The sequence below is a fragment of the Pseudomonas sp. ADAK7 genome, from assembly GCF_012935675.1.
Lineage (GTDB): Bacteria > Pseudomonadota > Gammaproteobacteria > Pseudomonadales > Pseudomonadaceae > Aquipseudomonas.
The window spans coordinates 6,239,453-6,254,511 of sequence record NZ_CP052861.1 but is presented as its reverse complement, the minus strand read 5'-3'; the positions used below and the strand labels follow the sequence as shown (position 1 = coordinate 6,254,511).

At 59.5% G+C, this 15,059-nt stretch carries 13 protein-coding genes; 4 read left to right on the top strand and 9 right to left on the bottom strand.

Going from position 1 to position 15,059, the window contains the following annotated elements; translation table 11 throughout:
- Positions 1-37 precede the first annotated feature (37 nt).
- Positions 38-640: an outer membrane beta-barrel protein gene (locus HKK53_RS28740; RefSeq protein ID WP_169373548.1), complete on the bottom strand. Its 603-nt coding sequence runs from the start codon at positions 638-640 to the stop codon at positions 38-40.
- 146 nt (positions 641-786) lie between these two features.
- On the opposite strand from HKK53_RS28740, the gene HKK53_RS28735 reads away from it, so the two are divergent.
- Positions 787-1,578 carry a dienelactone hydrolase family protein gene (locus tag HKK53_RS28735; RefSeq protein WP_169373547.1) on the top strand — a complete coding sequence of 264 codons (792 nt, stop codon included), beginning with the start codon at positions 787-789 and terminating at the stop codon, positions 1,576-1,578.
- Positions 1,579-1,739: 161 nt separating this feature from the next.
- Positions 1,740-2,465 carry a 4'-phosphopantetheinyl transferase family protein gene (locus tag HKK53_RS28730; RefSeq protein WP_202027612.1) on the top strand — a complete coding sequence of 242 codons (726 nt, stop codon included), beginning with the start codon at positions 1,740-1,742 and terminating at the stop codon, positions 2,463-2,465.
- 159 nt (positions 2,466-2,624) lie between these two features.
- Here HKK53_RS28730 and HKK53_RS28725 read toward each other — a convergent pair whose 3' ends face one another.
- Both HKK53_RS28725 and HKK53_RS28720 read right to left on the bottom strand, forming a co-directional pair.
- Positions 2,625-4,235, bottom strand: a complete 1,611-nt coding sequence (locus tag HKK53_RS28725) for an ATP-binding protein (protein ID WP_169373545.1) — start codon at positions 4,233-4,235, stop codon at positions 2,625-2,627.
- Positions 4,232-4,957, bottom strand: coding sequence for a response regulator (locus HKK53_RS28720; RefSeq protein WP_169373544.1), 726 nt, complete (start codon positions 4,955-4,957; stop codon positions 4,232-4,234). The genes HKK53_RS28725 and HKK53_RS28720 overlap by 4 nt, the downstream gene beginning before the upstream one ends.
- Positions 4,958-5,691: 734 nt before the next feature.
- Here HKK53_RS28720 and HKK53_RS28715 point away from each other — a divergent pair.
- The gene (locus HKK53_RS28715; RefSeq protein WP_169373543.1) at positions 5,692-8,586 is read left to right on the top strand and encodes a ribonucleoside-diphosphate reductase subunit alpha; all 2,895 of its coding nucleotides are present in this window, start codon (positions 5,692-5,694) and stop codon (positions 8,584-8,586) included.
- A 289-nt stretch (positions 8,587-8,875) separates the two neighbouring features.
- On the opposite strand, the gene flgE is transcribed toward HKK53_RS28715, so the two are convergent.
- The 4 genes from flgE to flgB are packed head-to-tail and all read right to left on the bottom strand — an operon-like array spanning position 8,876 to position 11,830.
- Entirely contained in the window at positions 8,876-10,201 is a 1,326-nt protein-coding gene (flgE, locus tag HKK53_RS28710) for a flagellar hook protein FlgE (protein WP_169373542.1), read from the bottom strand.
- A 30-nt stretch (positions 10,202-10,231) separates the two neighbouring features.
- Positions 10,232-10,960: a flagellar hook assembly protein FlgD gene (gene flgD / locus HKK53_RS28705; protein ID WP_169373541.1), complete on the bottom strand. Its 729-nt coding sequence runs from the start codon at positions 10,958-10,960 to the stop codon at positions 10,232-10,234.
- Between the two features lie 15 nt (positions 10,961-10,975).
- Positions 10,976-11,419: a flagellar basal body rod protein FlgC gene (gene flgC / locus HKK53_RS28700; RefSeq protein WP_169373540.1), complete on the bottom strand. Its 444-nt coding sequence runs from the start codon at positions 11,417-11,419 to the stop codon at positions 10,976-10,978.
- Positions 11,420-11,422: 3 nt separating this feature from the next.
- Positions 11,423-11,830 carry a flagellar basal body rod protein FlgB gene (gene flgB / locus HKK53_RS28695; RefSeq protein ID WP_169373539.1) on the bottom strand — a complete coding sequence of 136 codons (408 nt, stop codon included), beginning with the start codon at positions 11,828-11,830 and terminating at the stop codon, positions 11,423-11,425.
- 294 nt (positions 11,831-12,124) lie between these two features.
- Between flgB and HKK53_RS28690 the strand changes: the two genes are divergently transcribed.
- On the top strand, positions 12,125-13,075 hold the full coding sequence (locus tag HKK53_RS28690; RefSeq protein WP_169373538.1) for a tetratricopeptide repeat protein: 951 nt from the start codon (positions 12,125-12,127) through the stop codon (positions 13,073-13,075).
- A 111-nt stretch (positions 13,076-13,186) separates the two neighbouring features.
- Here the strand turns inward: HKK53_RS28690 and cheR are convergent, their stop codons facing one another.
- Positions 13,187-14,014, bottom strand: a complete 828-nt coding sequence (gene cheR / locus HKK53_RS28685; protein ID WP_054054816.1) for a protein-glutamate O-methyltransferase CheR — start codon at positions 14,012-14,014, stop codon at positions 13,187-13,189.
- A gap of 46 nt (positions 14,015-14,060) precedes the next feature.
- Entirely contained in the window at positions 14,061-14,993 is a 933-nt protein-coding gene (locus tag HKK53_RS28680; protein ID WP_123516618.1) for a chemotaxis protein CheV, read from the bottom strand.
- Positions 14,994-15,059: the final 66 nt, after the last annotated feature.

Here is a 15,059-nt window from a genome sequence, read left to right as displayed (position 1 = left end):
TTGGGGTGACCCGGCGCAGGTCTGTCGCGAACTGCTTTTAGAAAGCGTAGTTCGCAGACAGATAGGTCTGGGCGCTGCTGTTCAAGGCCAGCGAACCCTGTTTGCTGCCACCGCGCTCGCTCATTTCAGTGCTGGCATTGCTGCGCAGGTAACGGTAACCCAGCTCGACCGAGGTGTTCTGGGAAACTTGCTGCAGCACGCCAACCTGGCCGCCGAGGGCGTAACCGATGTCGCTGTCGCGGCTGAAGCCCGGAGACTCCTGAGTCATTTTGGTAATACCGGCCGTGGCACCGCCAAACAGTTTAGTGCTGCCGCCTACCGGGTAGAACAGATCGTAGCTGCCCAGCAGGTTTTCCTGCCGCAGTTTAATGCCATTGTGCGAGCCCGACACGTTGTCGTACGTGGCGTAGTACCGGCCCTGGCTGTTTTGCTGGCCCAGACGCACACCCCAGGTGGTGTCCTTGCCGATCACGCCGTCGGCGTTCGGGCTGTTGAGGTTGTCGTTCAGCGCGTGGGATTTATTGACCTTGTCGCTGGTCTGGCCGAGGGTCAGGCCGGCGAAGTTACCGTCGGTGGCGTTGGCTGCCGCACTGGCGCCAAAAACAGTGAAAGCCAGCAGCAGTTTTTTCAATCCAGTCATAGGAAGTTTCCTTATGCGTTATCGCTTTTTGGGTACGGGGCAAGGTTACTCACCCGGCCCTGAACTCCCCCTGAACGCACTCTGAACCTGAGCTGAATCAAATCGACTAGGCTGTTTTGATCACTGTCTTAATAGGAGATCCGACCATGCGCATGTTTCTTGCCCTCGTCTTGCTGGCCTTGAGCGGGTTGACCCAGGCTGCGATCAAGACCGAAGAAATCCCCTACCAAAGCACCGACGGCACAAAAATGATCGGCTATTACGCCTACGACGACGCCATTAAAGGCCCGCGTCCGGGCGTGGTGGTGGTGCATGAATTCTGGGGACTGAACGATTACGCCAAGCGTCGCGCCCGGGATTTGGCGGGTCTGGGTTACAGCGCGCTGGCCATCGACATGTACGGCGGCGGCAAGAACACCGAGCATCCGAAGGACGCCATGGCGTTCATGCAAGAGGCGCTGAAGGACAGCGCAGTGGCCAGCGCCCGCTTCCAGGCCGGGCTCGACCTGCTGAAAAAACAGCCGCAGACCGACCCGAACAAACTCGCCGCCATCGGTTATTGCTTCGGCGGTGGCGTGGTGTTGAATGCGGCGCTTCAGGGTTTGCCGTTGAAGGGCGTGGTGAGTTTCCACGGGGCGCTGGCGACCAATACCCCGGCGACACCGGGCAGCGTCAAGGCGAAAATCCTCGTCGAGCATGGCGCCAAGGACAGCATGATCACCGCGGATAACGTGGCGGCGTTCAAGTCCGAGATGGACAAGGCTGGGGCTGACTACAAGTTCGTCAGCCTGGCGGACGCCAAGCATGGGTTCACCAATCCGGATGCGGATCGGTTGGGTCATGGCGATCATGGCGGGCCGGATATTGGCTACAACAAGGCGGCGGATGACAGTTCCTGGGCGGATATGAAGGCCTTCTTCAAGAAAATCTTTGGCTAACCCTGATCGTTCCCACGGTCCCCGTGGGAATGCAGCCCGGGACGCTCCGCGTCCCTTCGCGGATGTAACGCGGAGCGTCACTGGATGCATTCCCACGCAGAACGTGGGAACGATCGGCGTAGGGCTACCCACCGTCAACCCAACCCGGCAAAATGCCCGACATGAATCCCGCCCCCGCCCTACCCGCCTGCTGCACCCCACTCGACGCCCATTGGCCGCTGCCGTTGATGCTGCCCAATACGGTGTTGCTGAGCACGCACTTCGACACCTCGCAATTGGTCTTCGATGATTTCCAGCGCAGCGCCATCGCGCCGCCGGCGAGTATTCAGCGTTCGGTGGCCAAGCGTCAGGCGGAGTTTCTCGCCGGACGGGTCTGCGCCCGGGCGGCGTTGCAGCAACTGGAAGGGCTGAGCTTTATCCCGGCGATAGGCGAAGACCGCGCGCCGGTGTGGCCAGCGCACATCACCGGCTCGATCACCCACAGCACCGGCCGGGCCGCAGCGATTGTCGCGAACAAGGCGCACTGGCGCGGCTTGGGCATGGACCTGGAAAACCTGCTCAACCACGAAAGGGCCGAACGCCTGGCCGGGGAAATCCTCACGCCGCCGGAATTGCAGCGCATGGCTGCCGGCGGGCGCGAGCATTTGGCCCTGCTGGTCACCCTGACGTTTTCGGTGAAGGAAAGCCTGTTCAAGGCGCTGTACCCGATCGTGCAGCAGCGCTTTTATTTCGAACATGCGGAAGTGCTGGAATGGACGATGGACGGTCAGGTGCGGCTGCGGTTGCTCACTGATTTGTCCAGTGAGTGGCGTAACGGGACGGAGCTGGAGGCGCAGTTTGGGATGCAGGATGGGCAGTTGTTGAGTCTGGTCAGTCTCAAAGCCTGAAGTTCGCCGCCTGTAGCAGCTGGCGAAGCCTGCGTTCGGCTGCGAAGCAGTCGCCAAACAAGACACCGCCGTATTCCAGGTAAACCGCGTGCGCAGGATTTACGACTGCTTCGCAGCCGAACGCAGGCTTCGCCAGCTGCTACAGGTACTTGCTAAGCCTCACCGCTTCTCCTGATTGCGCGGCCAACTCAAACTGAAACACGCCCCACCCAGGCTTTTGCTCTTGCTGATCAGCGCCCGCCCGCCATGCCAATGCACGATGCGCCGCACAATCGACAACCCCAACCCATGCCCACCGGACGCACGGGTCCGGCTGTCATCAAGGCGCAAAAACGGCGTGAAGATTTTCTCCCAGGCCACTTCCGGCACGCCCGGCCCGTCATCCTCGACGTCCACCCGACAGCGCAACTGCCCGACCTGATAACTGACGGTCACCCGTGACTGCGCGTGGCGCATGGCGTTGCTGACCAGGTTCTGCAAGGCGCGATGCAGGTAGCGCGGCTCGGCTTCGACCCAGGCATCGTCGCAATCGGCGGCGGACAGGCACAACCCGCGCTGCACCGTGACTTCCGCGCGCAGCGGCGCCAACTCTTCGATCACTTGATTGACCAGCGCATCCAGATCGACCCGCTGGAAATTCAGCGCCGGCGAGCCCTGCTCCAACCGCGCGTAAGTGAGCATCTCGTCCACCAGTTTGTCGAGGTCCTCGATGTCGTGGTCCATGCCTTCGCGGTATTTCTCCAGGGCCTGGGGCGTGGTGGCCGAGCCGATCATTTCCAGGCCAAACCGCAGACGTGCCACCGGGGTGCGCAGTTCGTGGGACACCGCGCGCACCAGTTCACGTTGAATCGCCAACAACTGCTGCAAGTGCTCGGCCATGCCATTGAACGCCGAGGCCAGGCGCCCGACCGAGTCCGCACCGCGCGCCGGTACGCGGGTTTCCAGGCTGCCCTTGGCGATGCGCGTGGCGGCGGCTTCGAGACCGCGCAAACGACGCTCCAGTTGCCGCACCAACAGGTAAACGATCAAACCGATCAGCGTCAGGCTAAACGCGGCAATCAGCACCAGCCACTCCGGCGGATACGGGTTCATCTGAAACAGCGGGCCAATCTCCAGCACCCACGGCGTGCCGACCATGCCGGCAAACACCCGGATCGAATCACCGCCCTTGCCCAGCGCCATCACCGTGTCGCCTTCGGACACCCGGCGACTCTGGTCCTCGTCCATGTCCGCCTGCTCGACCTTGACCAACCGCAGGTCGAAACCAAAGCCTTTGTCTTCCTTCAATTGCGCCAGGCGTGCGGGTTGCTCGGCGACCGGGTAGCGCACCAGTTCATCTGCCAACAGATAAATAGTCGCCCGGGCCAGTTGTTCGCTGATCTGCTGCACTTCGCCGGTCAGCACCAGTTGTTCCTTGTCGCTGACCAAGCGATACACCTTCGCCGCGTGCGGCCCGGTCTGCTCGACCAAGGCCTGGCCGCGCAGCACGCGGGTGCGCTGGGTCAGGTCGAGGTCGGTCTGGGAAAAGGTTTGCAGCGCCAGCGGGATGCCCAGCAAGCGCTCCCACACCAGCAATGCACGGTGACGTTCGGTCTCGTTCATCGGTTGCAGGTTGTCGGCCATCAGCGAGAACGTGCCGTGGGCCAGGCGTTCGCGGTATTGCTCGCTGCGCACCTGGTTCAACAGATGCAGCGCCAGCACCCCGAGCACGGCCACGAGGATCAGCGCCGCGCACATGCCGCCGTAAATGCGCAGGAAAATCGAATTCACAGCGGCAGGTCTACGCAGGCTTCCGGCACGAACAGGTAGCCTTTGCTGCGCACGGTCTTGATCAGGCGTGGATGCTCCGGGTCATCGCCGATTTTCGGGCGGATGCGCGAGATGCGCACGTCGATGGAACGGTCCTGGCCGTCGTAGCCAATGCCACGCAGGGCGGTGAAGATTTCTTCCCGGGAGAGGATGCGCCCGGCGTTGGCCACCAGCAGCCACAGCAGGTCGAACTCGGCGCTGGTCAACTCGATGCCGTTGTCGTTGAGCCAGGCTTCGCGCAGCGCGTTGTCCACCACCAGCGGGCCGAATTGCAGGCGCCGGAGTTTTTCCGGGGCCACTTCCGGCGCTTCGCTGCGGCGCAACAAGGCCTGGATGCGCGCCAGCAGCAAGCGCGGGCGCACCGGTTTGCACACGTAGTCGTCGGCGCCCAGGTCGAGGCCAAGAATCTGATCGGTGTCGTCGGTGCGGGCGGTGAGCATCAGGATCGGGCCGTCGTACTTGTCGCGGACCTTGCGGCAGATGCTCAGGCCGTCTTCGCCGGGCAGCATCAGGTCGAGGATTACCAGGTCAGGCTTTTCCTTAATAATGCGCGCGGCGGCCAGGGCGCCGTTGCCTTCGATCGATACGCGCAGGCCATTGGCTTCCAGATAGTCGCGGGTCAGTTCGGCCAGACGCTGGTCGTCCTCGACAATCAATACCTGCCAGGCTTCTTGCTGCTCCACGGGTGACCTCTGCTTGCCAACAACACTAATAAGGAAGGATCCGCCCGTCTTTTTGTAATGATTGGGGAGGATAAGAATGCGTGTCTACTGGCCGATTGTATAAACGCCGCCCGCCGAGAAAACAAGTCGGCAAATGCGTTCGGACAACCGGGGATTGTGTGATAGGGTTCGCGCCCTTAAAAATCCAAATGGCTGTTTTCAATCATTGAAAACCGTTGAAAAACGGCTCGATCCAGCAGCGTCGCGGCTTACACGCTCATTCCAGGTTTCACCCACAATTTACGCACAGGTTTATCCACAGGTAGTACGTTGCAACACTCCCCAAAACGCACTATCTTGTACCCCGGCGCCAAAAAAACCCTACATGTAGGGTTTTCGGTTAAAAGGCCAACCACATTTCAGACCCGGAACTCAAGCGCTTTATTGCCTGTTTACGGTTGAACCAAGCAAGATTTTCAAAGCCCAAACCGCACAAGTGGATGGCACCGTTTTTTCAGGTCAGAGCGGCCAGAACGGTACGGGTGTTGCAGTCATAACTGGCACCCAGGAAGGAATCCGGTTTCGAGCCCAGGCTCGCCGCCAAAGACTTCGGCAAGGAAGCTGCGACATTAGCCTTTTTCCTACTGCCCAGAAGTCGTTATGCCCGATACCCGTCGGTTGTAGTGCTTCAGGACAGAACGGTGGGCACCGTGATGGTGCCCAAACAAACATAGAGAATGTGGAGACAACCCCCCATGCAAACCGACACAACTCGCGAGAACCCGCAGGGCACCTTGCCGCAGGCTGCTGATTCGTCTTCGGATCTGTCCGCCACCGCGCCTGGCCAACTGCGCGTGATCAAGCGTAACGGCACTGTCGTTCCTTACACCGATGACAAAATCACCGTCGCCATCACCAAAGCGTTTCTCGCAGTTGAGGGCGGCACCGCTGCCGCCTCGTCGCGAATCCATGACACCGTGGCCCGCCTGACCGAACAAGTCACCGCGACCTTCAAGCGTCGCATGCCTTCGGGCGGCACCATCCACATCGAAGAAATCCAGGACCAGGTCGAACTGGCCCTGATGCGTGCCGGCGAGCAGAAAGTCGCTCGCGACTACGTGATCTACCGTGACGGTCGTTCGAAAGAACGCGCGGCCCACGCACCGGTAGAAGAAACCGTCAACGCTCACCCGTCGATCCGCATCACCCGCGCCGATGGCACCTTTGCGCCTCTGGACATGGGTCGCCTGAACACCATCGTCACCGAAGCGTGCGAAGGCCTGGAAGAAGTCGACGGCGACCTGATCCAGCGCGAAACCCTGAAGAACCTGTACGACGGCGTGGCCCTGACCGACGTCAACACCGCCCTGGTGATGACCGCCCGTACCCTGGTCGAGCGTGAGCCGAACTACTCGTTCGTCACCGCCCGCCTGCTGATGGACACCCTGCGTGCCGAAGGCCTGAGCTTCCTGGAAGTCGCTGAAAGCGCGACCCACCACGAAATGGTCGACCTGTACGCCAAGGCCCTGCCTTCGTACATCGCCAAGGGTATCGAATTCGAATTGCTGAACCCGATCCTGGCCACTTTCGACCTGGAAAAACTCGGCAAGGCCATCAACCACGAGCGCGACCAGCAGTTCACGTACCTGGGCCTGCAAACCCTGTACGACCGTTACTTCATCCACAAGGACGGTATCCGCTTCGAACTGCCGCAGATTTTCTTCATGCGCGTGGCCATGGGCCTGGCGATCGAAGAGAAGAACAAGGAAGACCGTGCGATCGAGTTCTACAACCTGTTGTCGTCCTTCGACTACATGTCCTCGACCCCTACCCTGTTCAACGCCGGTACCCTGCGTCCACAGCTGTCGAGCTGCTACCTGACCACCGTGCCGGATGACCTGTCGGGCATCTACCACGCGATCCACGACAACGCCATGTTGTCGAAATTTGCTGGCGGCCTGGGCAACGACTGGACGCCGGTTCGTGCCCTGGGTTCGTACATCAAGGGCACCAACGGCAAATCCCAGGGCGTTGTTCCGTTCCTGAAAGTGGTGAACGACACTGCCGTCGCCGTTAACCAGGGTGGCAAGCGCAAAGGCGCTGTGTGTGCCTACCTGGAAACCTGGCACATGGACATCGAAGAGTTCATCGAGCTGCGCAAGAACACCGGTGATGATCGTCGTCGTACCCACGACATGAACACTGCCAACTGGATCCCTGACCTGTTCATGAAGCGCGTCTTCGATGACGGCCCGTGGACCCTGTTCTCGCCTTCCGAAGTTCCGGATCTGCACGACCTGACCGGCAAGGCCTTCGAAGAGCGTTACGAGTACTACGAAGCCCTGTCCCAGTACCCGGGCAAGATCAAGCTGTTCAAGACCATCCAGGCCAAAGACCTGTGGCGCAAAATGCTGTCCATGCTGTTTGAAACCGGCCACCCATGGCTGACCTTCAAAGACCCGTGCAACCTGCGCAGCCCGCAGCAGCACGTGGGCGTGGTCCACAGCTCGAACCTGTGCACCGAGATCACCTTGAACACCAACAAGGACGAGATTGCCGTTTGCAACCTGGGCTCGATCAACCTGCCGAACCACATCACCAACGGCAAGCTGGACACCGCCAAGCTGGAACGCACCGTGAACACCGCCGTTCGCATGCTCGATAACGTTATCGACATCAACTACTACTCGGTGCCACAAGCGAAGAACTCCAACTTCAAGCACCGTCCGGTCGGCCTGGGCATCATGGGCTTCCAGGATGCGCTGTACCTGCAGCACATTCCTTACGGCTCCGATGCAGCCGTCGAGTTCGCCGACAAATCCATGGAAGCGGTCAGCTACTACGCGATCCAGGCTTCCTGCGACCTGGCCGACGAGCGCGGCGCCTACGAGACGTTCCAGGGTTCGCTGTGGTCCAAAGGCATCCTGCCGCTGGATTCGCAACAGATCCTGATCGAGCAACGTGGCCAGAAGTACATCGACGTTGACCTGAACGAATCCCTGGACTGGGCACCGGTTCGTGCCCGTGTGCAAAAAGGCATTCGTAACTCCAACATCATGGCCATCGCACCGACCGCGACCATCGCCAACATCACTGGCGTCTCGCAGTCGATCGAACCGACCTACCAGAACCTCTACGTGAAATCGAACCTGTCGGGCGAATTCACCGTGATCAACCCGTACCTGGTTCGCGACCTGAAGGCTCGCGGTCTGTGGGACTCGGTCATGATCAACGACCTGAAGTACTACGACGGTTCGGTGCAGCAGATCGAACGCATCCCGCAAGAACTCAAAGAGCTCTACGCGACTGCCTTCGAAGTGGACACCAAGTGGATCGTTGACGCCGCCAGCCGTCGTCAGAAGTGGATCGACCAGGCGCAGTCGCTGAACCTGTACATCGCCGGCGCTTCGGGCAAGAAGCTGGACGTGACCTACCGCATGGCCTGGTACCGTGGCCTGAAAACCACTTACTACCTCCGTGCCCTGGCTGCGACCAGCACCGAGAAGTCGACCATCAACACCGGCAAGCTGAACGCTGTTTCCAGCGGCGGCAACCACGGTGACGATTCGGTCCTGGCCGCTCCGGCCGGTCCAGCTCCAGTGCCGAAGGCTTGCGCCATCGACGAGCCGGATTGCGAAGCTTGCCAATAAGCTGAGCCGGTAGGCGCCGCAAGGCGCTGACCTGAAACCCCCGATCAGTCCTCTGGATTGTCGGGGGTTTTCTTTTGGCCGTAGGAATGTGGTGGTCTCGCTGATGCCTTCGCGGGCAAGCCTCGCTCCTACAGGTTCTACGTCGTCACGTGATCGACACAAAACCTGTAGGAGCGAGGCTTGCCCGCGAAGAGGCCATCACTGCCAACACAAATCACAGCCCGGCCACAAACCCCGGGCATAAAAAAACCCCTCTTGCGAGGGGTTCTTTATGCCGCGCTATCCAGCATCAGGTCATCTGAATGATGGTCTGCATGATAGTGCTCTGGGTGGAGATGGTCTTGGCGTTCGCCTGGTAGTTGCTCTGGCCTTTGATCAAGTCGACCAGTTCATTGGTCAGGTTGACGTTGGACTCTTCCAGGGAGTTGGAGTGGATCTCGCCCAAGGTACCGGTGTTCGGCGCATCGTAGCCCGGGATACCCGACGAATAGGTTTCTTTCCAACTGGTGCCGCCTACCGGCTGCAAGCCTTGTTCGTTGGTGAAGCTGGCGAGCGAGATCTGGCCGATGGGCTTGGTCTGGCTGTTGCTGAAGTTGGCCAGCATGACACCGCTGGCGTCGATGGTCAGGTTGGTGATCTGGCCAGTGGCGTAGCCGTTCTGCGACGGAATCGAACGCGCGGTGTCAGCGTTGTACTGCGTGGTTTTGTCCATGGAGACCGTAACGATGCCGGCGGCCGCGCCGTTGGCTTTCCACGTGCCATTGGTCACGGTACCCGGAACCCAGCCTGTGACTTTCAGGTCAGGGCTGGTTGTCACGGATGGCGGAACGGTCGCTGGAATTACCGGTGTGGTCACCGAAGTCAGGTTGCCGGAGCTGTCGAAGTTCATGGTCGAAGCGACAGGAGGAGTAGCAGCATTGGTAGGGTCGCTGCCATCCGGGTTGCGACCTTCGATCAGGGTGTAGGTCTTCCAGGTGTTGTCACCCGTCTTGACCATGTACTGATCCATGATGTGCTGGTTACCCTGGGCATCGTAAATCGGCGTACTGAACTGCTTGGAGAAGGACCCGTCCTTGGACGGGTCAAACGGATTGGTCGTCTGGTTGACGATGGGATCTGAAGAGTTCAGGTTGATCGTCGACGAAACTGTGCTGGTGGTTTTCGGCGCCAGGTTCGAAGTATCGATGCGCAGGTCAGTCAAAACGCCATTGAGGACCTTGCCATTGGCATCCACGCCATAACCCTGCAGACGCGCAGAACCATCGCTATTGGTGACGTAACCGTCCTTGTCGACCTTGAACGTACCGGCACGGGTATAGGACATCGAACCATTATCGCTCAGCACGAAGAAGCCGGAACCGTTGATGCCCATGTCCAGCACGTTGCCGGTGTTATTGACGTCGCCCTGGGTGAACTGCTGTGAAACGTTGGCCAGGCGCACACCATTACCGATGGTTTTGCTGCCGGAACCCAGCTTGGTAGCCGAGTAAACGTCTTCGAATTCTGCACGGGACGATTTGAAACCGGTGGTCGCGACGTTGGCGATGTTGTTGCCGGTCACGTCCAGTTGTTTGTTGGCTGCATAGAGACCGCTAAGGCCGATATTGAAAGACATATTCCACTCCTTTGTGCCGGTTAGTCGGCTCTATATACCAATGGTTTGAACTTTGGACAGGGCGACCGAGCCCAGGCCTGCGAGGTTGAGCATCAGCTCGCCGCCCGTCTGGCTGAGGGTCACGCTGTTGACCGTGGCCGGCAGGTACACCGCCAGATCCGTCGCCTTGCCGTCGACCGGCGCGCTGGCCTTGACGGTGTAAGTGCCGACAGGAACGACAGCGCCGCTCGAATCCTTGCCATCCCACGTGAAGCTGGCGCTGCCTGCCGCCCGGGAGCCCAGGTCAATGGTCCTGATTGCTTTGCCGTCTTTGTCAGTAATGGTCACGGTGCCGCTGGCGATCGACGAAGTCAGGTTCACCGAACCGGTCACCGGTTTGGTCGGATCATCGACCTTCACAGAGTTGGTCTGCACGATCACGGAACGCCCGACCAGGGACGAAGCCTGCAAGGCTTGCGACGAGCTGTAGTTGCCGGCAATCGAGCTGACCGTGTCGTTAAGCGTGGTGATGCCTTCCAGGCTGCTGAACTGCGCCAACTGCGCCACGAACGCGCTGTTGTCCTGCGGATCAAGCGGGTTCTGGTTTTTGAGCTGGGTCACCAGCAACTGCAGGAATGCATCCTTGCCCAGCTTCTGGCTGCCGGTCGCGCTGTTGGTCGCAGAGGCAATGCCGTCACCGGAGGAACTGCTGGACTTCACCGACGAGTTCGCCAGGATGTCTTTCATGCTGATGGTGCTGGTGGTATCGGAAACACTCATCTGAATCGCCCCTTATCACTGACCGAGGGTCAGGACCTTTTGCATCATGGTTTTGGCGGTGTTCATCATTTCGGCGTTGGTCTGGAACGAACGGCTCGCGGAAATCATGTCGGCCATTTCTTCAACCACGTTGACGTTCGGGTAGTAGACGTAGCCCTTGGCATCGGCGGCCGGATGGCTCGGCTCGTAGCGCGCTTCCAGGTTGCTCTGGTCCTCGACCACGCCCAGCACTTGCACGCCTTGACCGGCGGCGTCCTGGTTCTGGAACAGCGAATCGCTGCCGCCGGCCTGGCCGTCCTGGAACATGGTGGCGAATACCGGGTGACGGGCGCGATAGGTCTGGTCGATGCTCGACGAGACGGTTTCGGCGTTGGCGATGTTCGAGGCAACGGTGTTCAGGCGAGTGGTCTGGGCACTCATGCCGCTACCGGCGATGTTGAAAACACTGGCGAGGGACATGATTTACTCTCCGCGCAGGGCTGAAACCAGCCCTTTGAATTTGCTGTTGAGCAGGGTGAAGCTGGCCTGGAAGCCGACGGCGTTTTCCGCATAGTTCGACTGTTCCAGTTGCGCGTCCACGGTGTTCTGGTCGATCGACGGCTGCATCGGCGTGCGATACAGCAGCGACTCGTCGCCATTGCCCAGGCCTTCGGCTTCGATATGACGGCTGTTGGTCATGTTCAAGGCGAAAGAACCGCTCTTGGTTTTCTCGTTCTGCGCGGCAAGCACTTTGGAGAAGTCCAGATCCCGAGCCTTGTAGTTCGGGGTGTCGGCGTTGGCGATGTTGTTGGCCAGGACTTCGGCACGCTGGGCGCGGAAGCCCAGGGCTTGTTCGTGGATACCGAGCGCTTTATCGAAGCTGATGCTCATGTCGGGAAACCTTCGGGTGACCTGATTTTTCGTAACATGAACATAGCAAGTGGCGTGCCAATTCAAAAAACCCCATAAACCGGGGCTTTGCGGGCATCGGCAAGGCGGCAATGCCAGAAAAGCGGCAACGGGTTTCCGCCGCCTGCCGCTTTTCTGCCGCTTGTCCCCGGGAGGTACGCCTCAGGTACTGGCCGCAAAATCGGCAGGCCTTCCATAAATATGTACCGCTTCTGGCCACGGCCCCCCCGATAGCCTGTGTGGGTAACGCCATTTCCACCCACACAGGTACTGAACATGCATATCCACACCGATGTGTTTACTTCGCTACACACGTTGATCACGTCAATCCACTCGCTGGTGTCGCCGCTGACCGATCCGCAACGGGCTGCCAAAACACGGGGACTGGAGCGGTACCGTCTGCGCGAATACCTGGACGCTGAAAGCGACCTGACGGTCGCGGCCACGGCCGGTGATGCCGAATCACAATATGCCCTGGGCGAAATTTTTCGACGCCGCGAGGGCAACACCAGCGGCACGGCTAAAAAGTGGTACGAACTGGCCGGCGCGCAGGATCACGTCTATTCGTTGATGCGCCTGGGCGATGCCGGCTCTCTGGAGAAAGCCTCGAAACTGGCCCGCGAGCGCGCCGAGATTGGCGACAGCGACGCCATGCTGCAAATGTATGAACTGACCGAGGATATCGTCTGGCTGAAAAAGGCTAACGTGGCAGGCAATGGGGAGGCGATCTACATCCAGACCCTGCTCTACGAAAACGACGAGTCCCTCAGGCCCGCCGATTCGAAGTGGGACAGCCTGCGTGACATCATGCTGAGAAAGTCCGCCCGGGCCGGCTTCCCTCCGGCGATGACCTGGTTGAGCAATCTCAAGCCCATGTACCGGAACATCCCGTATCAGCAGTATTGGTTGTTGAAACGGCTGGAACACAACGATCTCAACGCCGTGCTCACCTATAGCTACGCGCTGATGCACTACTTCGATACCGAAGAGGGTCTCGACCGTTTCAACTTCCGTTTTGACTTCACCAAGGGCTTGGGCCTGCTATGGCTGGTGGTCAACAACACTCGGGAATATTTCAGGCATCGTGAAGCCGCCAACCTGCTGGCCACGCTGACCAGCCGATCCACACCCGAACAAATCGAAGCCGGCAAGGCGTTTGCCAGGGAATGGAAAGACGCCCATCCGCCGCTGTCGGCCTACGCACTGACCTACAGCGACCTGAAATAATCCCGGCTGCCGCCATGAGCGTGGCTTGTGCCCCAAAACAAAAAAATGCCAGTCAGCGCGGCTGACTGGCATTACGTTGAGAGCGAGGGTTTTCTTTACACCGCCGGCCAATCACTTGGCCTGGTAGATGATCCCCGGGCTGCACTGGACCATCTGGTAGTGATCCGGCAAACCGTTCAGCGCCTCGGAAGCACCAAGGAACAAATAACCGCCCGGCTTCAACGTGCTGTGAATGCGCAACAGGATGTCCTTCTTCACCTCGGCGGAGAAGTAGATCAGCACGTTGCGGCAGAACACGATGTCGAACTTGCCCAACGCTGCGTAGCTGTCCAGCAGGTTGAACGAGCGAAACTCCACCCGGCTCTTGATCGGCGCCTTGATCGCCCAACGGCCCGGCCCTTTCGGGTCGAAGAAACGCTGAAGGCGCTCGGGCGACAGACCGCGACCGATCGCCAGGCTGTCGTACTCGCCGGTCTTGCAGTTGGTCAGCATGGTGCCGGACAAGTCGGTGGCAACGATCTGCACCCCCATCTTCAGCTGGCCCATGTTGGTCCGCTCGAACTCGTCGATCGACATCGACAGCGAATACGGTTCCTGGCCCGACGAGCAGGCCGCCGACCAGATGCGCAGGCGTTGACCGGGCGCCGCCTTGATGGCTTCGGGCAGCACCTTGTTCTTCAAGACTTCAAACGGATAGGTGTCACGAAACCACAGGGTTTCGTTAGTCGTCATGGCATCCACCACCATCTCGCGCAAACCACTGCGCGGCTGGGTCTGGATGCGCTGGACCAGCTCACCCAGGGACTTGATGCCCTGCTGTTCCATCAGTTTGTTGAGACGGCTCGAAACCAGGTACTGCTTGTTTTCACCGAGCAAAATGCCACAGGCTTTCTCCAGGAAGACCCGGAACTGTTCGAAATCCAAATTACCTGTAGACAAAGATACCGCCTCTTAAATCGTGTTGACCGCCAGGGGCAAAAGGCCCCTAGCTGATATCTGCTGCTTTGATCCGGTCGACTACCCGGGATGCCAGGTCATCAGGACGGAATTTGGCAAGGAAGTCATCGGCACCGACTTTCTTGACCATCGCCTGATTGAATACACCCGACAACGAAGTATGCAGGATGATATGAAGCTTTTGCATGCGCGGGTCGCTGCGGATCTCGGCCGTCAGGGTGTACCCGTCCATCTCCGGCATCTCGATGTCGGAAATCATCATCAGGAACTCTTCTTCCGGCTTCTTGCCTTCGTCGACCAGCTTGCGCAGGTAATCCAGCGCCTGCCGACCGTCGTTCAACGCCACCACTTCGACGCCGACCGTTTGCAGGCAACGCGAGACCTGCTTGCGCGCCACCGACGAGTCATCGACCGTCAACACCCGCAAGGACAACGCCTTGTGCTGGGTTTCGACATCGACCACACCGACCGAAATCGCTTCCGGCGTCGGCGCCACTTCCGCGAGGATCTTCTCGACGTCGATGATTTCGACTAACTGATTGTCGACCCGAGTCACAGCCGTGAGGTAATGATCGCGTCCAGTGCCCTTCGGTGGCGGATGAATCTCCTCCCAGTTCATGTTGACGATGCGCTCTACCGACCGAACCAGGAAACCCTGGGTCTTGGTGTTGTACTCCGTGATGATCACGAAGGGATTGCTTTGATCGAGCAACCGACCGGAACCGGTGGCCATTGCCAGGTCCAGAATCGGAATGGTCGCCCCACGAATATTTGCCACACCGCACACGACGGGACTGGACTTGGGCATCAAGGTCAGCTTGGGGCATTGCAGCACCTCACGAACCTTGAATACGTTGATGCCGTAAAGCTGCTGACCGTCGAGACGAAACAACAACAGCTCCAGGCGATTCTGCCCTACCAGTTGCGTGCGCTGGTTTACCGAATCCATTACACCAGCCATGCCCAGACTCCTACACCAACAACGCTAAGTTGTGTTGCGACGCACATTCATCACTAAACGGCACGG